This window comes from Rahnella sp. CJA17(1/100) (assembly GCF_963881615.1).
GTDB lineage: Bacteria > Pseudomonadota > Gammaproteobacteria > Enterobacterales > Enterobacteriaceae > Rahnella > Rahnella aceris.
Genome location: NZ_CAWOJA010000003.1, coordinates 24,547 through 43,725, shown reverse-complemented (window position 1 = coordinate 43,725; position 19,179 = coordinate 24,547). Strand labels below are relative to the sequence as shown.

The 19,179-nt window shown below is 53.4% G+C and carries 15 protein-coding genes; 3 read left to right on the top strand and 12 right to left on the bottom strand.

Going from position 1 to position 19,179, the window contains the following annotated elements; genetic code table 11:
• Positions 1-49: 49 nt before the first annotated feature.
• The 4 genes from glgC to asd form a co-directional block, all read right to left on the bottom strand.
• Entirely contained in the window at positions 50-1,327 is a 1,278-nt protein-coding gene (glgC, locus tag AACU55_RS01915) for a glucose-1-phosphate adenylyltransferase (protein WP_013573552.1), read from the bottom strand.
• A gap of 17 nt (positions 1,328-1,344) precedes the next feature.
• Positions 1,345-3,369 (bottom strand): glycogen debranching protein GlgX, encoded by a 2,025-nt coding sequence (gene glgX / locus AACU55_RS01910; protein ID WP_134706557.1) that lies wholly within the window; start codon positions 3,367-3,369, stop codon positions 1,345-1,347.
• Positions 3,369-5,552, bottom strand: a complete 2,184-nt coding sequence (gene glgB / locus AACU55_RS01905) for a 1,4-alpha-glucan branching protein GlgB (protein ID WP_013573550.1) — start codon at positions 5,550-5,552, stop codon at positions 3,369-3,371. The genes glgX and glgB overlap by 1 nt, the downstream gene beginning before the upstream one ends.
• A gap of 412 nt (positions 5,553-5,964) precedes the next feature.
• Positions 5,965-7,068 (bottom strand): aspartate-semialdehyde dehydrogenase, encoded by a 1,104-nt coding sequence (gene asd / locus AACU55_RS01900; RefSeq protein ID WP_013573549.1) that lies wholly within the window; start codon positions 7,066-7,068, stop codon positions 5,965-5,967.
• Between the two features lie 210 nt (positions 7,069-7,278).
• Here asd and AACU55_RS01895 point away from each other — a divergent pair, with 210 nt between their 5' ends.
• Complete coding sequence (locus AACU55_RS01895) at positions 7,279-7,872, top strand: YhgN family NAAT transporter (RefSeq protein WP_013573548.1); 594 nt, start codon at positions 7,279-7,281, stop codon at positions 7,870-7,872.
• Between the two features lie 54 nt (positions 7,873-7,926).
• Here the strand turns inward: AACU55_RS01895 and nadS are convergent, their stop codons facing one another.
• From nadS to gntT, 3 genes are all read right to left on the bottom strand, one after another.
• Entirely contained in the window at positions 7,927-8,217 is a 291-nt protein-coding gene (gene nadS / locus AACU55_RS01890) for a NadS family protein (RefSeq protein ID WP_013573547.1), read from the bottom strand.
• A gap of 15 nt (positions 8,218-8,232) precedes the next feature.
• On the bottom strand, positions 8,233-8,556 hold the full coding sequence (locus AACU55_RS01885) for a toxin RelE (RefSeq protein WP_014411485.1): 324 nt from the start codon (positions 8,554-8,556) through the stop codon (positions 8,233-8,235).
• 131 nt (positions 8,557-8,687) lie between these two features.
• Positions 8,688-10,004 (bottom strand): gluconate transporter, encoded by a 1,317-nt coding sequence (gntT, locus tag AACU55_RS01880; RefSeq protein ID WP_013573545.1) that lies wholly within the window; start codon positions 10,002-10,004, stop codon positions 8,688-8,690.
• Between the two features lie 246 nt (positions 10,005-10,250).
• Here gntT and AACU55_RS01875 point away from each other — a divergent pair, with 246 nt between their 5' ends.
• Positions 10,251-10,766 carry a gluconokinase gene (locus AACU55_RS01875; protein ID WP_037033722.1) on the top strand — a complete coding sequence of 172 codons (516 nt, stop codon included), beginning with the start codon at positions 10,251-10,253 and terminating at the stop codon, positions 10,764-10,766.
• A gap of 121 nt (positions 10,767-10,887) precedes the next feature.
• Here the strand turns inward: AACU55_RS01875 and gntR are convergent, their stop codons facing one another.
• The 5 genes from gntR to AACU55_RS01850 all read right to left on the bottom strand — a co-directional run bounded on the left by gntR (position 10,888) and on the right by AACU55_RS01850 (position 16,004).
• Entirely contained in the window at positions 10,888-11,883 is a 996-nt protein-coding gene (gene gntR, locus AACU55_RS01870; protein WP_014411484.1) for a gluconate operon transcriptional repressor GntR, read from the bottom strand.
• A 105-nt stretch (positions 11,884-11,988) separates the two neighbouring features.
• The gene (locus tag AACU55_RS01865; RefSeq protein WP_134706556.1) at positions 11,989-12,906 is read right to left on the bottom strand and encodes a LacI family DNA-binding transcriptional regulator; all 918 of its coding nucleotides are present in this window, start codon (positions 12,904-12,906) and stop codon (positions 11,989-11,991) included.
• Positions 12,907-12,919: 13 nt separating this feature from the next.
• Positions 12,920-14,302 (bottom strand): glycoside hydrolase family 1 protein, encoded by a 1,383-nt coding sequence (locus AACU55_RS01860; protein WP_134706555.1) that lies wholly within the window; start codon positions 14,300-14,302, stop codon positions 12,920-12,922.
• Between the two features lie 53 nt (positions 14,303-14,355).
• Positions 14,356-15,684 carry a PTS cellobiose transporter subunit IIC gene (locus tag AACU55_RS01855; protein ID WP_013573540.1) on the bottom strand — a complete coding sequence of 443 codons (1,329 nt, stop codon included), beginning with the start codon at positions 15,682-15,684 and terminating at the stop codon, positions 14,356-14,358.
• Positions 15,681-16,004 carry a PTS sugar transporter subunit IIB gene (locus AACU55_RS01850; protein WP_013573539.1) on the bottom strand — a complete coding sequence of 108 codons (324 nt, stop codon included), beginning with the start codon at positions 16,002-16,004 and terminating at the stop codon, positions 15,681-15,683. Before AACU55_RS01850 ends, AACU55_RS01855 begins: the two co-directional genes overlap by 4 nt.
• A gap of 400 nt (positions 16,005-16,404) precedes the next feature.
• Here AACU55_RS01850 and AACU55_RS01845 point away from each other — a divergent pair, with 400 nt between their 5' ends.
• Positions 16,405-19,125, top strand: a complete 2,721-nt coding sequence (locus tag AACU55_RS01845; protein WP_134706554.1) for an autotransporter family protein — start codon at positions 16,405-16,407, stop codon at positions 19,123-19,125.
• Positions 19,126-19,179 lie beyond the last annotated feature (54 nt).

Here is a 19,179-nt window from a genome sequence, read left to right as displayed (position 1 = left end):
CATCCCGGCGTTCACCGGGATGACGAAAAGTCGTACTTCTATCGTCTGTTTATAGTTTCGCCAGCATTGCGCGGGTCACCAGCACCACGCCACCTTCCGAACGGTAGAAACGGCGGCTGTCTTCATCGGCATTCTCACCAATCACCATGCCTTCAGGGATCTGACAAGCGCGGTCAATGACGCATTTGCGTAAACGGCATGAACGCCCCACATTCACATCCGGCAGGATGATGGCCGAATCGATATTGCAGAAAGAGTTGACACGTACCCGCGGGAACAGCACGGAATGCACCACCACCGAACCGGAAACAATCACGCCACCGGCCACCAGCGAATTCATGGTCATGCCGTGGCTGCCTGAGCGATCCTGTACAAATTTGGCGGGCGGCAGCGGCTCCATGTGGGTACGGATCGGCCAGTCGCGGTCGTACATATCCAGCTCCGGCGTGACTGACGCCAGATCCAGATTAGCGCGCCAGTAGGCATCGAGCGTGCCGACATCACGCCAGTACGGCGGCGCTTCATCGTTTTGCGTGACGCAGGAAAGACCAAACGGATGCGCGCGGGCGACGCCCTGACGGGTCAGTTTCGGGATCAGGTCTTTGCCGAAATCATGGCTCGACTCTTCACTCGCCATGTCTTCTTCGAGCATGCGAAACAGATAGTCTGCATTAAAAATGTAGATGCCCATGCTCGCCAGCGCCATGTCGGGATTGCCGGGCATCGGCGGCGGGTCTTTGGGTTTTTCGACAAAACTGGTGATGTGATAATCCTCAGTGACGCCGATAACACCGAATTCACTGGCCTCGGTGCGCGGCACTTCCAGGCAGGCGACGGTACATTCACCGCCCTTCTGCACGTGGTCGATCAGCATCCGCGAGTAGTCCATCTTGTAGATATGATCACCCGCCAGGATCACCACAAACTCGGCGTTATAGCGGCGGATGATATCCAGATTCTGATAAACCGCATCGGCGGTACCTTTGTACCAGTGCTCGGTGCTGTGGCGTTGCTGCGCCGGAAGTAAATCGACGAATTCGTTCATTTCTTCGTTAAGGAAAGACCAGCCGCGCTGAATATGCTGAACCAGCGTGTGTGACTGATATTGTGTAATCACGCCGATGCGACGAATGCCGGAGTTCAGGCAATTTGACAGGGCGAAATCAATGATGCGGAATTTTCCGCCAAAGTGAACGGCGGGTTTTGCCCGGGTTGCGGTTAAATCTTTCAGTCTTGAACCACGGCCCCCGGCAAGGATTAATGCCACGGATTTCAGCGGCAACTGCCTTGCCAGCATGACCGGGTCCCGGTTATCTAATGTCGCCATATCTGACTCCTTTGTTTTTATAATGACCGGCTCTGTGAAGTGAAATCTTGTAGGACACAGAGGGTTTTTGCTGCTGCCCGCCATTGCGAGCCTTCCATGACACGCCGGGGTTCCTCATCAAAAAGCACGCTGTTGAACGGTGCCACTGGCTGCCAGTTTCCCGGCGGCAGGTGCAAATCCACCTCGTGCAGCGAGGCATTAACGATAACCAACCAGCGCTGTGACAGGCAGATTTGCAGCCACTGCTGCGGCCCCTGCTCCCAGTCGCCGGGGCTCATCGGTTGCCCCTGTTGATTCAGCCATTGCACGTCTTCGCTGCCTTCCTGCCACCAGCGGTTTTGCGTCAGTGCCGGAATTTTCCGGCGCAACGCAATCAGCGCAGCGGTGTAGGCCGTCAGGCTTTCATCGGCATTTTCCCAGTCGAGCCAGGTCAGCGGATTGTCCTGACAATAGGCATTGTTGTTGCCCGACTGGCTGTTGCCGAGTTCATCACCGGCCAGCAACATCGGCGTGCCCTGTGACAGAAACAGCGTTGCCAGCAAGGCACGCTGGCTGAGACGGCGCTGCTGTAATACGCCTTCAGACGCCTCAAGCCCTTCTTCACCGTGGTTTTGGCTGAAATTTTCGTTATGGCCGTCGCGATTTTCTTCACCGTTGGCCTGGTTATGTTTCTGGTTAAAACTGACGAGATCGCGCAACGTGAAGCCGTCGTGCGCCGTCAGCATGTTGATGCTGGCGTAAGGCTCACGCTGCGCGGGGTTGAACTTGTCGGCGGAGGCGGCAAAACGCCCGGCAAACTGCCCCAGAGAAAGATCGCCATGCAGCCAGAACTGGCGCATATCGTCGCGCCACACATCACTCCATTCGGCAAAGGGTGCCGGGAAATTTCCGAGCTGATAGCCCCCGGCCCCGATATCCCACGGCTCGGCAATCAGTTTGATTTTCGAGAGGATGTCATCGTGTTTAATGGCCAGGAACAACGGCGATTGTGCGGTGAACTCCGGCGTTCTGCCGAGAACTGTCGCTAAATCAAAACGGAAGCCATCAACATGACATTCACGTACCCAGTAATGCAGGCAATCGAGGGTCCAGGCGATCATGTCCTCGTCCATCAGCCGTATCGTGTTGCCGCAGCCGGTCATGTTGTTGTCGGAACCGTCGTCGTTAAGCCAGTACCCGCTGGCGTTATCAATGCCACGAAACGAAATAAACGGCCCGTCGATATCCAGCTCAGCGCTGTGGTTGAACACCACATCGAGGATCACTTCAATACCCGCCTGATGCAGCGCTTTAACCGCCGATTTAAATTCATTCAGCGCCGATACACCGCCCAGCCCGCTGGCGTAACGCGGTTCAACCGCGCACGGTGCCAGCACGTTGTAGCCCCAGTAATTACTCAGCCCAAGGTGTTGCAGGCGTGGTTCGTCGGCATGATGCTGCACCGGCAAAAGTTCTATCGCGGTGACGCCCAGATGCTGCAAATATTCAAGCATCACCGGATGTGCCAGCCCGGCATAGGTGCCGCGAAGGGCTGCCGGAATATGGGGATGCTGGCGGGTGAGGCCGCGCACATGCGCCTCGTAAATCACCGTTTCACCCCAGGGTTTCGCGGGCGGTTGATCATCACCCCAGTCGAAATTTCCGGCGACCACCACTGATTTCGGCGCAACCACGGCGCTGTCTTTATCGTCGGGCGCATCGGTGCCGCCGGTGAACCGTGCGTTGTCGAGCAGTACGCCGTCAATCGCACGTGCGCTTGGGTCGATCAGCACTTTCTTCGGGTTAAACCGGTGACCCTTTTTCGGGTCGAACGGTCCGTAAACCCGGTAGCCGTAGCGTTGTCCGGCTTTCAGCCCCGGCACAAATCCATGCCAGAGATGGCCGGTGCGCCCGGTCAAAGGCAAATGTTGCTCGCTGCCGGTCTCATCAAAAAGACAGAGTTCCACTTTTTCCGCATGTGCAGAGTACAGGCAAAAATTGACGCCGTTATCTCTGAGATGCGCACCAAAAGGCGCGGGCTGACCGGTCGCGAGCTGTTTCATTACGCCTCCCTTCGCAAATAAACCGTCGCCAGCGGCGGAATAGTCACGCTGATCGAATGGTCACGCTGATGATGGCCAATATTTTCACTGTAAATATCGCAACCGTTGCCGACATTACTGCCACGGTAGAAATGCGAATCGGTATTGAGGATTTCGTGATAACGCCCAGGCTGACTGATGCCTATGCGATAATGCTCACGCGGAACCGGCGTAAAGTTACTGATGACGATCACTTCACCGCCATTTTCGTCACGGCGGGCAAAGGCGAAAATCGAGTTTTCGTGATCGTCGACCACCAGCCATTCGAAACCGCGCGGGTTGTAATCGAGCTCATACAACGGCGCATTGGCCTGATAGGTCTGGTTCAGGTCGCGAACCAGATGTTGTACGCCGCTGTGCCAGCCGCTTGGATCGTCAAGCAGATGCCAGTCGAGGCTGGCGTCAAAATTCCACTCACGCCCCTGCGCAAATTCATTGCCCATAAACAGCAATTTCTTGCCCGGATGTGCCCACATAAAGCCGTAGTAAGCGCGCAGGTTGGCGAACTTCTGCCACACATCGCCGGGCATTTTATCCAGTAAAGATTTTTTACCGTGTACCACTTCATCGTGGGACAGCGGCAATATGAAGTTCTCGCTGTAAGCGTAAAGCACGCCGAATGTCATGAGGTTGTGATGATATTTGCGGTGAACCGGATCAAGCTGCATATAGGTCAGGGAATCGTGCATCCAGCCCATATTCCACTTGTAATGGAAACCCAGCCCGTTAGCATCCGGCGGCATGGTGACGCCAGGATAATCGGTCGATTCTTCCGCCAGCGTCACCGCACCGCCGAGTTCACGACCAATGGTCTGGTTGGTGTATTTCAGGAAGGAAATGGCTTCGAGGTTTTCGCGGCCACCGTAATAATTCGGGATCCACTCCCCGGCTTTACGGCTGTAATCGCGGTAAATCATGGAAGCCACGGCATCGACACGCAGGCCGTCAATGCCAAACCGTTCAATCCAGTAAAAACCATTGCCTGCCAGATAGTTACGCACTTCATGGCGGCCATAGTTATAAATCAGCGTGTTCCAGTCCTGATGATAACCTTCACGTGGATCGGCATATTCGTACAGCGCGGTGCCGTCAAACTGCGCTAAACCATAGGTGTCGCTCGGAAAATGCCCCGGCACCCAGTCGAGAATGACGTTCAGCCCGGCGTTATGCGCGGCATCAACAAAGGCTTTGAATTCCATCGGCGTGCCAAAACGACGGGTCGGCGCATACATGCCAAGCGGCTGATAACCCCAGCTACCGTCGAACGGATGTTCGTTGACCGGCATCAGTTCGATGTGCGTAAAACCCATCCATTTGGCATACGAGACTAATTGCTCGGCCAGTTCACCATAGCTGAGCCAGAAATTATCATCGGTATGACGACGCCAGGAACCCAGGTGCACTTCATACACGGAAACCGGCTGATTCAGCGCATTGGCTTTCTTTCGGCTTTCTGAATGCGGCACAACATCCGGTAATTTACGCACGCACGAGGCAGTATCCGGACGCATCTGCGCCTCAAAAGCATAAGGGTCGGCGCGCAGGCTGACATGCCCGCGGCAGTCGATAATTTCGAATTTATACAGTTGACCTTCGCGGACGGCGGGAATGAAGAGTTCCCAGATACCATTTTCACGGCGCTGGCGCATCGGGTGTCGGCGGCCGTCCCAGAAGTTGAATTCACCCACGACGGAAACCCGCGTGGCGTTCGGTGCCCAGACGGCAAAACTGACACCCTCGACGTCATCCAGCGTTTGCAGATGTGCGCCGAGTTTTTCGTATGGCCGCAGGTGCGTGCCTTCTGCCAGCAACCAGATATCCAGTTCCTGCAACAATGTGCCGAACCGGTACGGATCGTCAATCACATGCAGATTCTCGCCCCAGCGGACTTCCAGCTTGTAACGAAAGGCATTTTTACGCCGCGGGATCAGGCCGACAAAGAAACCGCGATCATCGTAACGACGCAGTTCCGCCACCTGTTTACCTTTTTCTACATCAATAACCCAGACCTGATCCGCATCCGGCAACAGGGCACGCACTTCCAGCCCGGCGGCCACAGAATGCATACCCAAAAGAGAAAAAGGATCAGCGTAGTGGCCAGATATAATTTGGTTAATGACGTGCTGATCGGGAAGTACAGACATGTATTTCGTCCTATGATTAATTAAATCAATAAATCCAATAAAATCATTCAGGTATTCAATACGAAACGTGATCCCAGTGTGCTCCCCTTTTTATCGCCGCTTTGTGATCCGGCTGTGTTTCGGTTTTGCCAAAAAGTGCGCGATGACGCTTACGCTCACAATTTCCAAATAAGTGCTTATTTCAGCTTCTCAAAGAGGCATAGCTCTTCTACTAAGCATAGACAAAGGTTCGAAAAATCAGCGGGAAGAAACCGATGAATTTTTCGCAAAATGAAATACAGAGAGTTGCGCTGGAAAAAGGCGGATAAACGGTGAAGTGATTGATGACAGAATCAAAAACGGGACACCGTGCTGGTGTCCCGCGGGGAAATCTTTACAAAGAAAACAGGGCAGTTTTCAATATTGCATCGCGTTAGAGAAGAATACGCAGCATGCGGCGTAAAGGCTCTGCCGCGCCCCACAGCAGCTGATCACCCACGGTGAATGCAGACAGATATTGCGGGCCCATATTCAGTTTACGCAGACGGCCGACCGGTGTGTTCATGGTGCCGGTGACAGCCGCTGGCGTCAGTTCACGCATCGACAGTTCGCGGTCATTTGGGATCACGCGAACCCAGTCATTATGCGAAGCCAGCATCTGTTCGATTTCCGGAATTGACACGTCTTGTTTCAATTTCAGCGTGAAAGCCTGGCTGTGACAACGCAGCGCGCCGATACGAACACACAGGCCATCCACCGGAATAATGCTGGAAGTGCCGAGAATTTTGTTGGTTTCCGCCTGACCTTTCCATTCTTCTTTGGTCTGGCCGTTATCGAGCTGTTTGTCGATCCACGGGATCAGACCGCCCGCCAGCGGAACACCGAAGTTATCGGTTGGCAACGTACCGCTGCGGGTCAGCGCGGTCACTTTACGTTCGATGTCCAGAATGGCGGACGCCGGGTTTTCCAGCTCTTTTGCCACGCTGCTATGCAGCATACCCATCTGGGTCAGCAGTTCACGCATGTGACGCGCGCCGCCGCCGGAAGCTGCCTGGTACGTGGCAACAGACGCCCACTCGATCAGGTCATTCGCAAACAGGCCGCCGAGCGACATCAGCATCAGGCTGACGGTGCAGTTACCGCCCACAAAGGTTTTAATGCCTTTGTCGATGCCCTGATGGATCACTGCGCTGTTCACCGGGTCAAGGATGATTATCGCGTCATCTTCCATTCTCAGAGAGGATGCTGCGTCAATCCAGTAGCCAGACCAACCGATTTCACGCAGCTTAGGATAGATTTCATTGGTATAATCGCCGCCCTGACAGGTGATGATAATGTCCAGCGCGCTCAGAGCGTCCAGATCATAGGCATCCTGCAAGGTTCCGGACTGACCCGTGAAAGAAGGCGCGGCCTGACCGTGCTGAGAGGTGGAGAAGAATACCGGACGGATAGCGTCGAAATCGCGTTCTTCAATCATGCGTTGCATGAGTACAGAACCGACCATCCCGCGCCAGCCAACGAAACCTACATTTTTCATAATATCTGTCCTGCCCTGAGGGTGATAACTGCTTAAAACGGCTTGAACGCGCGTTTGCACTAAGTTAGTGCCTGTTTTGATGCACTGTGCCCCGTTAACGCGCTGGTCTACCACCTTACAAAATGTAGTAGAAGTGGCAAGTGAATTTAATCAATAGTGCAGCTTTTAATAGCAGCGCAACTTATAACAGGCATTTTTTCTGAGGTAGTCATGACCGAAATGATTTCAGCAACCATTTTGCTGTTTTTAATTATGGATCCGCTGGGCAACTTACCGATTTTTATGTCGGTTTTAAAACATCTCGACCCGAAACGTCGCCGGGTCGTGTTAATCCGCGAAATGCTGATCGCACTGATCCTGATGCTGATCTTCCTGTTCGCCGGGGAAAAAATCCTGTCGTTCCTGAATTTACGTACCGAAACCGTGTCGATTTCCGGCGGTATTATTCTGTTCCTGATTGCCATCAAAATGATTTTCCCGTCAGAAGAGAAAAGCAGCAGCGGCCTGCCAGCCGGTGAAGAACCCTTCCTCGTACCGATGGCCATCCCGCTGGTTGCTGGCCCGTCGATTCTCGCCACGCTGATGCTGCTTTCGCACCAGTATCCGAATCAGATGAGTCATCTCACGCTGGCGCTGTTTATCGCCTGGGGCATGTCGATGGCGATCCTTCTGCTGTCGAACCTGTTCCTGCGCCTGCTCGGCGACAAAGGCGTCAGCGCCCTCGAACGCCTGATGGGCCTGATTCTGGTGATGCTCTCGACACAGATGTTCCTTGATGGGATCAGGGCGTATCTGAAGATTTAGCGGCAGAAAAAACGAAAAAGGCGAGCCACGCGTCTCGCCTTTTTTACATCTGTTTTAAATCGTTTTAAGCGTCTGGATAATTTGCGGATTCAGTTCGAGCATTTTCAATAATTTCAGCGCAGCGCCATTCGGCAAACGCTTTTGTTGTTCCCACGCCTGCACCAGCGAAGGAGATACACCGAGCAGTCGGGCAAATTCATCCTGCTTAATTCCCGCCTTTGTACGGATTTGTTTTACTTCGGGCATGGCAACACGCGTGATATGCGCAGGTGTCATTTCGCCTTTATGGATAGCGACCATCTCTTCAGCGGATTGTCGCAATTCTTCAAAGAATTCTTTCGTCATGGTCTATCTCCTGTGTCACGACAGACTTCGTACAATGTTTTTCAAAATCAATTTTTCGCTTTCCGTCAGTGAATCTTTCTCACTCTTCGGATAAACCAGCAGCATGAAAATCTGACCGTCAGCGCACAGGTAATAATAAATCGCCCGCACACCCGCACTTTTTCCACGCCTTTGATGACCCCAGCGGATTTTTCTGCATCCACCGGTGCCGACAATCAAAGCCCCTGCGTCGGGATAATGGGTGAGGTATTCCTGAAACTGGCGATATTCCTCCTCAGTCAGCAGCTCTTTGCATTTGCGGCTAAAGGTCGGGGTTTCGATAAACTCCAGATATTCCATATGACTCATTCCATGACTCAAGATGGCTGAATAATACTCTCACGGGGTAAGAGTTCAACGCGAGGTTTTTCTCGTCAGAAACGAAAAAGGCGAGCCACGCGGCTCGCCTTTTATATGCTAACAATTTGTCGTCAGACGACCATCGACAACAGCAGACATCCCGCCAGACCGCACAGGGAAATGATGGTTTCCAGCACAGACCAGGATTTGAAGGTTTCGACAATGCTCAGGTTGAAATATTCCTTGAACAACCAGAAGCCCGGATCGTTGACGTGCGAGAAAATCACGCTGCCGGAACCCACGGCGATCACCATCAGTTCAGGGCTGACGCCCGTGGTGGCGATCAGTGGCGCGGCAATACCGCCCGCAGTAATCGCTGCCACGGTAGCAGACCCCAATGCGATACGCAGAACCGCCGCAATGGACCAGGCCAGCAGGATTGGCGAGAGCGTGCTGCCGTCCATCAGAGCTGCAATGTATTTTTCAATACCGCTGTCCACCAGCACCTGTTTAAACGCACCGCCACCGCCGATGATTAACAACATCATCGCGATGATTTTGATGGAATCGGTCACAGTTGCCATCACATCTTCCATCTTACGGCCACGGTTCAGACCGAAAGTGAAGATAGCGATCAGCACCGCAATCAGCGTTGCCATCACCGGGTCGCCGAAGAATTCAGCATACGCCAGCACCGGATGCCCTTTCGGCAGGATCATTTCGCAAAGTGCGCGGAATGCCATCAGAATAACCGGCACCAGTGAAGTCGCGACGCTGACGCCAAAGCCCGGCATCTCTTCTTCCGTGAAGGTTTTCGGGTTAAACAGACCTTCCGGCACCGGTTTGTCGATACCTTTCAGGAAGCGCGCATACACCGGCCCTGCCAGAATCACCGTCGGCACCGCCAGCAGTGAACCAAACAGCAGTGTTTTACCCATATCCGCATGGAAAATCGTCGCAATCGCCGTCGGACCAGGGTGCGGAGGCAGGAACCCGTGTGTAACGGATAACGCAGCCGCCATCGGAACCCCGACATACAGCAATGGTAAACGCGCCGCCGCGGCCACAGTGAAGACCAGTGGCAACATCAGCACGAAACCGACTTCATAGAACAGGGCAAACCCGACGATGAAACCTGTCAGCACGATCGCCCACTGAATGTGCTCACGGCCAAACTTTTCGATAAGGGTGGTCGCGATACGTTGTGCGCCACCGCAATCCGCCAGCATTTTACCGAGCATGGCACCGAAGCCCATGATCAGCGCAAGACTGCCAAGTGTCCCACCCACCCCGTTTTTGATCGAGGTGATAACTTTATCGACCGGCATTCCCTGCATAATCCCCACCGCCAGCGCGACAAGAATCAGTGCAATGAAGCCATTAAGCTTAAATCGGATCATAAGTAACAACAGCAGTGCGACACCCACCGCTACAATAACTAATGGCATATTCTTCCCCTCACGCAGTCACCCGGGTATGACTAAAAACCGGGTGAAGCATTGTTTTTAATTTTCAAGATGTTGTAGGAATTAACAGTGCTACGGGTACAGACCGCGACCGCTAAAACAGCAGTGCATTCCTTTGTGATATTAGTCACATCTCCATTTGTTACCGGTATCATGATACCGGTAACATGGTAATATTAGGACTCACTACGCAGTCAAAATGTTCATTTTGGGATAGAGATCATACTTATGGCAGGACAAAGCATCATTCTGATGGGCGTGTCAGGCAGCGGTAAATCCACCGTCGGCGCGGCACTGGCCCGTGAAATTAACGCGAAATTTATCGACGGCGATGATCTTCATCCCCGCGCCAATATTCAAAAGATGGCCAGCGGCACGCCACTGAACGACGATGACCGCGCGCCGTGGTTATTGCGTCTCAACGACGCGGCTTACAGCCTGCGCCATAAAAATGAAACCGGCATCATTGTCTGTTCTGCACTGAAGCGTCGCTACCGTGACGCCCTGCGTAAAGACAACGAAGGCATGGTGTTCATCTACATGAAAGGCAGTTTTGAAGTGATCGCCGAGCGCCTTAAAGCGCGTGCCGGACATTTCATGCCGACCGATTTACTGCGCAGCCAGTTCGATGCGCTCGAAGAACCGGGCGAAGACGAACCGGATGTGTTGCGCGTGAATATCGATCACAAGTTTGAAGGTGTGGTAGATCGCTGCGTTGCAGCCCTCAAAACAATTCAGAAGTAAGACTTTCGCCTCCCCCAGCGAAGGGGGAGGTGGGGAGGGGGTTTTAATGGCTGAGCTGTCATCCGCAAAACCAACACCCCATCCCGGCCTTCCCCTCGTGAGAGGGGAAGGAGCAAAGAAATCAAATACTTCCACCCGCAGATATCGTAAACCCGACATCCACCATTCTCGGCACCACTTCTTCGCCGCGAAGTCTCGCCAGCAGGCGTTCGGCGGAGATTTGCCCCATTCTTTCGCGCGGTGTCAGCACGCTGGCGAGTGGTGGCTCCATCGCCTGCCCCATGTTGTGCCCATGAAAACCGGCAATCGCCATTTGTGAAGGGATTTTCAGACCCTGACGCTGACATTCAAAAAATGCGCCCGCCGCGAGGTCATCGTTGGTACAGAAAATACTGTCGATTTGTGGCCAGTCTTTTTGCGCCTGACGCAGTAATTCCGCGCCGCCACTGTAACTGGAAGAACGGCTGGTCATCACACTGTAAGGCTCCAGACCGGATTCACGCATCGCCTGTTCATAACCCTGCTGTTTGATAATGGTTCGCTCATCCTGACGAGCGCCGAAATACACCACATGACGATGGCCGCGCGCGATAATTTGTTGCGTCATCTGCCGCGCGGCTTCGAAGTTGTTGAAGCCGACCGCCAGATCCACACACGGCGACACACAGTCCATCATCTCCACCACCGGAATACCGGCCACTTCAATCATCTTCAGCGTACGCGCGGTGTGATGGCGTTCGGACAAAATCAGTCCGTCGATATTGTAAGAAAGCAGTGAAGTCAGACGCTGTTCTTCGCGCTCCTGGCTGTAGCCGTAGTGCGCCAGCATGGTCTGATAACCGTGGATATCAGTCACGCTTTCGATGCCGCGCAGCACTTCCGCAAACACCTGGTTGGTCAGCGACGGCAGCAGCACACCGATGGCGCGGCTTTTAGCGTTAGAAAGAATGTCCGGTGCGCGGTTGGGGATGTAGCCCAGCTCGTCGAGCGCCGCAGAGATTTTTTCCTGCAACGCGCCGGAAACCTGTTCAGGGTTACGCAAATAACGGCTGACCGTCATTTTGGTGACGCCCACCTTATCGGCAACATCCTGGAGTACGGGTCTTTTTTTCTTCATATTCATCAAAGAGATGGGCCGCTGAAAAGGTTAAGGGATCAGAGCTTGATGTTAGCAAACAATCGCGCAGGCGGATATCCGTTGCTGCGCGACATGAGAGGTTTATCAGGAAGGCAGGGAAAGCTGCCCGCGAACCGGTGCGCTGAGGTTCGCTGAGAGCTGGCCGGTCAGCAGCGCCATCGCGCGTTGTGCCAGGGTTTCCAGCGGATAGGCAATCGCCGGAACAACAGAAACGCCCGGTGGCAGCGTACTGTCGAGACTGAACACCATCACATTTTCAGGCACGGCGCGCCCGTGCCGGGCGAGCTGACGGAGTGCATCCTGCGCGGTGGCATCGTCCGGCACCAGCAGCGCATTGAACGGCACGTTCTGTGCCAGCAGTTTCGTCAGCGCATCTGCGCCGCTGTGCTCCAGCCGCCGGTCGTAAGGCAGCAGGAACTTCTCCAGTGCCAGATGATATCCCTGCAAGATTTGTCCGGCGGTTTCGCTGTTTTCCGCGTTGATCAGGGCAATCTGCCGGCGCCCTTGTTTGAGCACATACTGGCAGGCAGTTTCGGCGGCAAAGCTGCGGTCAAAGTGAATGCTGCGTGCTGAATCCGCATCCAGACAATCAATGGTGATCACGTTTTCCGGCAATGCCGGCAGCGGAAAACGCGCACCGATCACAATCATCGCATCGCACAGACCACGGCCAATTTCAGCTACGGAATGCGTCAGGCTCGCTGCGTCGGTGGCAAAGCGCAGCAGCAGATACTTCTGATTCAGCCGCAACTCTTTTTCCAGCGCGTGGAGATAACCGGTGGACTGATTGATGTTTTCGGTCGCACAAATCACGCCGATACAACCGGTAGACTGCGTGGACAGCGACTGCGCAATCACGCTCGGTTTATATTGCAGTGTTTCCACCGCCTGCATCACAGCCAGGCGGCTTTCTTCTTTGACACCGCGGCTGCCACTCAGGACACGGGACACCGTCGCTTTCGACACCTTCGCCAGCCGCGAAACGTCGTTAATGTTTGCCATGTCTTTCCTTGTGTTAGTCGAAACCGTTATTTTTAGACACCGCCGCGAACCATTCGCCGCTTTTCTTCACCGTACGCTTCTGCGTTTCCAGATCCAGCTGGATGAAACCATACCGGTTTTTATAGGCATTCATCCATGACCAGCAATCAATAAATGTCCACATGTGATAACCCAGACAACCACTGCCTTCCTGCAAGGCGCGGTGCAGCCATTTCAGGTGCCCGCTGACAAACTCGATACGGTAATCATCATCAATCCGCCCCGCCTGTTCAAAGCGCAGTTCATTTTCCACACCCATGCCGTTTTCGGAAATGAAACAGCGCGGATTGCCGTAGTTTTCACGCAGATTGGTCAGAATATCGTAAATGCCCTGCTCGTAGATTTCCCAGCCACGGTGCGGGTTCATTTTACGTCCCGGCATGACATAGTTATCGAAGAACCATTCCGGCATAAACGGACTTTCCGGATTAACCATACTGTCGCGACACTGAATACGGCGCGGCTGGTAATAGTTAATGCCGAGTAAATCCACCACACCCTGTTGCAGCAGTGCTTTATCGCCCTGCTGGCAGGCCGGAAGCTGATCGTATTTTTTCAGCAATTCCACCAGTTCCTGCGGATATTCACCACGCAGCGCCGGATCGAGGAAGCTGCGGTTAAACATCAGGTCTGCAATGTTAGCGGCTTTCAGGTCAGCCGGATTCTGTGACCGTGGATAAGACGGCGTAAGGTTAAGAATAATGCCGATTTCACCGCCAGAATTGCGGGCGCGATAGGCCTTCACCGCCAGCGAATGGGCCAGCATAGTGTGATACGCCACGGTGGCAGCCCGTTTGAAATCCACCACGTTCGGGTAATGGAAATCATACAAATAACCGCCTTCCACCGGCACCACCGGTTCGTTGAACGTAAACCAATGCTTCACGCGGTCACCGAACAGCTCGAAACAGGTATCGGCGTATTTTGCGTAAGCCTGCACGACGTTGCGGTTTTCCCAGCCGCCGATTTCCTGCATCGCCATCGGCATATCAAAGTGGAACAGATTGATAAACGGCTGCACGCCCTGCGCCAGCATTTCGTCGATCACCTGGTTATAAAACGTGACCGCTTCCTGATTCACTTCACCACGCCCGTTGGGGATCAAACGCGCCCAGGAAATCGACGTGCGAAACGTGTTGTGGTTCAGCCGTTTCAGCAGCGCGATATCTTCGCGCCAGTTTTTGTAAAACGTCGAGGTATCCTGCGGACCGACGTCGTTGTGGAAACGTGTCGGCTGTTGTGAATACCAGTGATCCCACACCGTCGCGCTTTTTCCGTGGCTCAGGGTTTCACCTTCCGTCTGCGGCGCTGAACTGGCACTGCCCCACCAGAATTCTTTTGGAAATGCGTATTTCATCGTCATCCTCGCTGTCCGTTAGCTTTACGTTTTTAACTGAATTATTTGACTGTTTAGCTGTTTGCCGGCACGGCATTGCCCGCCGTCTGTGCCAGGGCTTTTTCCGCTTCCTGTTTCAGCAACGTACGTTCATAGGCTTTCAGGAACGGATAGTACATAACGGCTGATAACACCATACAGAACAGGCACATAATTACCGGGCTGAATGCCCAGTTTGCGGCCCATGACGCACCAATCGGCGCAGGCGTTGTCCAGGGTGTGAGCGAGACCACCTGTGCAACCCAGCCGAGTTTGGTGGCGGTGTAAGCAAAAATAGCGTTCAGCATCGGCACCAGCGTAAACGGCAGGAAGAATACCGGATTCATGATAATTGGCGTGCCGAACAGGATCGGTTCATTGATGTTAAAGAAGCTCGGCACCACCCCCATCCGGCCAATGGTGCGCAGGTGCACGGCCTTGCTGCACAGCAATAAAATCGCCAGCGGTAAGGTCGACCCCACGCCGCCAATTAACAGATAGTGATCCCAGAATCCTTGCAGATAAATGTGTGGCAATGGCGCACCGGCCTGCAACGCCGTCTGGTTGAGTGCCAGATTGGTCATCCAGAACGGGTTCATGATGCCGGTGACAATCAGCGCGCCATGAATACCCGCAAACCACAGTACCTGACAGATAAACACTGAAATCAAAATCGCTGGCAGGGAATCCGACGCAGAAACCAGCGGTGCCAGCAAGTGCATGATGGCTTCCGGAATTATCATGCCGGTGGTGGACTGAATAAACAGGTTCAGCGGGTGCAGCGTGGCGACAATCGCCACCACCGGGATCAGAATTTCAAACGAGCGCGCCACGCCGGTCGGCACTTCTTTCGGCAGGCGGATGGTGATATTGCGGCGTTTGAGCAGCGCATACACTTCGGCGGCATAAATCGCCGTCAGGATCGCGGTGAAGATGCCTTCGCCGGAGAAATACTGCGTCGAGATTTGTTTGTCATGATACGGCGCGGCCACCAGCAGAAACGCCATAAACGCCAGTAAACCGGTCATGATCGGATCAAGCTTGTAGTGTTTGCCGAGGCTTGCGCCAATGCCTACCGAAATAAAAAACGTCATCACGCCCATGCTCAGATACCACGGCAACATCAGCTGCTCGCGGTATTTCAGCGACAGATCCAGCCACCCGCGCGCAAATCCCATGGTGGTGTCCGGCGAGAATGGCGGGAAAATAAAGACCAGCATGAACGAGCCGATAATCATAAAAGGCAGCGCAGCGATAAAGCCGTCGCGGATGGCGATCACATGCCGCTGCTGGCCAACGCTGCCCGCCAGGGGCGTGATGTGTTTTTCGATGACGTTAACCATCGCCTGATAAAGGCCACTCATACGCGGCTTCCTTCCTGTGCGATCAGGCCGTAAGCGAAGTCGAGCACGTTATCGCCGCGCTGCATGCCGTAATCCATCATGTTGATGGTTTCGACCGGAATGTTGAATTCTGCCGCTCTGGCAGATAAATCAGCCTGCATGTAACGCACCTGCGGTCCGAGCAGTACCACCTGATAATCACGGAATTTTTCATCAAACTCGCTGGCACCGAATGCATCAATCTGCACCTCTTCTCCGCGTTCCGCCGCCACTTCTTTCATCTTGCGCACCAACAAACTGGTCGACATCCCCGCCGAACAACAAAGCATGATTCTTTTCATTTTGCTTCACTCCGAGATGATTAATGTTCTGCCCTTTTTAGCCTGTTGAGGGTATTTGAGTCCTTATGGAAACCGGTTTCCATGGCTTCAGGGAAAATGTGCGAACCTGTTCATAAAATTTCACGGTGATTGTCCGGCAATGTGAAACGTTTCACATTTTGCGCATTTTTCATTCGCGCAGTAAGAAACTCACGCTACATGAAAAACCAGATAACAATTATCACGGAGGGATTAAATTACTCATCAGCAGGATATTTAAAACCGTCAAAAATCAAAATAAGACCTGATTAATATCACGCACTATGTGATGTTAAAAATTGATATGGAATGATTTTGTCGGTGGGAAATTAATCAATACATTGTCCGGCATTCACCGCTTATTATCTTTAAGGAATGCCTGATGCCGGCGTTTAACACCTGTAAAATTACACGATGTATTCTGCTGGCGTGTTGCCTGCCCAATATTGCCGTCATGAGCGCCAGTGCGGCAAATTACACTCTGCCACTGCTGCTGACGAACAATCAAAAGCTGACCTTATCCACCAAGGATAACGAAAACATTGTTGCCGATAACCCGCTGATAAAATATGGCATTATGGTGAAAAATGGCGCAGAACTGACCCTCCTGGCTAACACGTTCAACGCGTCCGGCAGCCAGCTTGGCTCCTCCCTTTCCGCTCAAAATGGTGGGATAATTAATATCGGAAAGGATTCTGTTGTTAATCACAACAGCACGTTATCCGGTATTTCTCATGCCATCACGGTCCAGGATGAGAACAGCGTATTAAATATTAATGAAGCCACGGTAAATTCCAATAATGCCGCCGTGGTGATTAATGATAACGCCTCGGCAAATATGCTTAACGCCACAATTAACGCCAATAACGCGGATAATGCCGTTGAGGTGAATAATGGCGCCACGCTGAATGCCACCGGGCTGACTGTTAATCATCTTTCGGGAATGTCCAGCAGTTCGGCAATAGCCATCAACAATGCCGATGCCACATTACTCAATACGTCACTTTTGTCTCAGGTTCGTCAGGGCATAAGTATCGACGGCTCCGCTGACCGCTTCTCAAATGTCACTTATGATCGCGGAACCATCATCACGCAGAAAGATCAGAGCAATGCCGTGATGTTGTCGTTCGGTAATTTACAAATGAAAAATGTCGACATCCACACCTCCGGGCAATATGGCAACGGCGTGATGCTGGAAAACGACAGCAATGTACGGATCAACGGCGGATCCATTACCACGAAGGCGACGTCCACTAACGGCATAACATTCCTCGGCGCTAACAACCTGATTCTGGAAAATGAACTGCTTATTTCCACACCGGGCAATGCCTCCGTCGGCCTGTCACTGAGCGGCGCCCCCATGACAGACGATCAGTGGCAAAACGTTCGCATTGATAACGCGACCATAAACAGCGGCAATATCGGCATCAGCAAGATTTACAACGGTAATGCGCAACTGATCATCGAAAATGCCGCTCGCATTGTCGGTATTAACGCGGCCATGACCTTTGCCGATAACGGCATCAGTACGGTGAATGTCAGCGGCAAAAGCCAGATTATCGGCAATATTATCAATGCGACGACGGCGAAAACCGATGTCACACTGGATGCCTCCGTGCTGACCGGCTCGGTGCAAAACCTCAATTCACTGGCGCTGAATAATCAGTCGGTGTGGAATCTGACTGGCGATTCCGTCCTCGGGGATTTATCGCTCGATAACAGCCTGATGAACTTCACCCAACCGCAGCAGGGGGCATTCCACACACTTACCGCCAGCACGCTTTCCGGCAACGGTGCCCTGAATTTCAACACGCAACTGGGCAGCGATAATTCCCCCACCGATTTACTGCATGTTCAGGGTAACGCCAGCGGCAATTTTGGGGTGCTGGTGCGCAATGCCGGGGGCAATGGTGCGCTGACGACAGGCGACGGGATCCGTCTGGTGCAGGTGGATGGCGATGACACATCGTCGCTGAAATTGCTGAGAAAAGTCAGTGCGGGGGCATACGATTATTATCTCTATAAAGGCGGCAGTACGTCGCCGAAAGACTGGTATCTGCGCACCTGGCTCGAACCGGTGCCGCCGCCGGAACCAGTGCCTGATCCTGACCCGACCCCTAACCCGACACCGGAGCCCACACCGCAACCTGCACCCACACCTAAACCGGTGATCGCCTACCGGACGGATGTCGTGGGTTACATTGCCGCGCCCTTCCTTAACCGGCAGTACGGCTTTAGCTCAATGGGGTCTTATCACGAACGTACCGGCGATAGCGTCAAACGTGCTCAGGATGGCACATGGGCACGCGTCGGCGGATCGCATGATAATTATGATGTAGGTCGCTTCAGTTTTGACAGCGACATTCGTTATATCCAGATCGGCAAGGATTTGTATCAGGATGAGACACCGCGCGGGAATAATGTGCATGCCGGGGTGATGATTTCGCTGGGGGATCAGAAAACCAGCAGCTCGGACAGCGCCCGCGGGCTGGTCGGTGAATCCACCGATACCGGAGATGTGGCTACCGATGCTTACGGCATTGGCGGCTATTACACCGTGAAGACCGACAGCGGCGCGTATCTGGATTTCGTCGGGCAAGTCACCGATTACCACACCGAATTCCAGAGTGAAACGGAAGCTAAACAGGACGGCTACGGCGTGGCGCTTTCAGCGGAAAGCGGCATTCCCTTTGCAATAACCCAAAGCTGGAGACTCGAACCCCAGGCGCAGGTGATTTATCAGTATCTGCATATGAGAGGGTTCAATGACGGTATTGCCGAGGTAGCGAAAACCGTCGACAACAGCGTACAGGCACGCGGCGGTTTGCGGCTTTCTCATCAGCCTCAGGTAGATCAGCCCAACATTACGCCATACCTGAATATCGACGCAGTATCGACGCTCAGCGATGCGCCCGCCGTCACCATCGGCAGCACTGAGATTTCGCCTGATTTCTCGCAAAGCGCCTGGAAAGCAGGTGGCGGGATCACGGCGCCATTGAGTAAAAATGCATCGTTTTACACCAGCGTGAATTATCAGCGTGGCTTTGACGGAAAACAGGAAGGTTACCGGGGCAATATCGGTATTAATGTCAGCTTCAAATGACGAATGAATGATGCAAAAAAAGGCGATGCCGGAGCACCGCCTTTTGCTTTTGAC

Coding starts and splice junctions, on each gene's coding strand:
- glgC (WP_013573552.1), bottom strand. CDS start 1,327: ATGGCGACATTAGATAACCGGGACCCGGTCATGCTGGCAAGGCAGTTG.
- glgX (WP_134706557.1), bottom strand. CDS start 3,369: ATGAAACAGCTCGCGACCGGTCAGCCCGCGCCTTTTGGTGCGCATCTC.
- glgB (WP_013573550.1), bottom strand. CDS start 5,552: ATGTCTGTACTTCCCGATCAGCACGTCATTAACCAAATTATATCTGGC.
- asd (WP_013573549.1), bottom strand. CDS start 7,068: ATGAAAAATGTAGGTTTCGTTGGCTGGCGCGGGATGGTCGGTTCTGTA.
- AACU55_RS01895 (WP_013573548.1), top strand. CDS start 7,279: ATGACCGAAATGATTTCAGCAACCATTTTGCTGTTTTTAATTATGGAT.
- nadS (WP_013573547.1), bottom strand. CDS start 8,217: ATGACGAAAGAATTCTTTGAAGAATTGCGACAATCCGCTGAAGAGATG.
- AACU55_RS01885 (WP_014411485.1), bottom strand. CDS start 8,556: ATGGAATATCTGGAGTTTATCGAAACCCCGACCTTTAGCCGCAAATGC.
- gntT (WP_013573545.1), bottom strand. CDS start 10,004: ATGCCATTAGTTATTGTAGCGGTGGGTGTCGCACTGCTGTTGTTACTT.
- AACU55_RS01875 (WP_037033722.1), top strand. CDS start 10,251: ATGGCAGGACAAAGCATCATTCTGATGGGCGTGTCAGGCAGCGGTAAA.
- gntR (WP_014411484.1), bottom strand. CDS start 11,883: ATGAAGAAAAAAAGACCCGTACTCCAGGATGTTGCCGATAAGGTGGGC.
- AACU55_RS01865 (WP_134706556.1), bottom strand. CDS start 12,906: ATGGCAAACATTAACGACGTTTCGCGGCTGGCGAAGGTGTCGAAAGCG.
- AACU55_RS01860 (WP_134706555.1), bottom strand. CDS start 14,302: ATGAAATACGCATTTCCAAAAGAATTCTGGTGGGGCAGTGCCAGTTCA.
- AACU55_RS01855 (WP_013573540.1), bottom strand. CDS start 15,684: ATGAGTGGCCTTTATCAGGCGATGGTTAACGTCATCGAAAAACACATC.
- AACU55_RS01850 (WP_013573539.1), bottom strand. CDS start 16,004: ATGAAAAGAATCATGCTTTGTTGTTCGGCGGGGATGTCGACCAGTTTG.
- AACU55_RS01845 (WP_134706554.1), top strand. CDS start 16,405: ATGCCGGCGTTTAACACCTGTAAAATTACACGATGTATTCTGCTGGCG.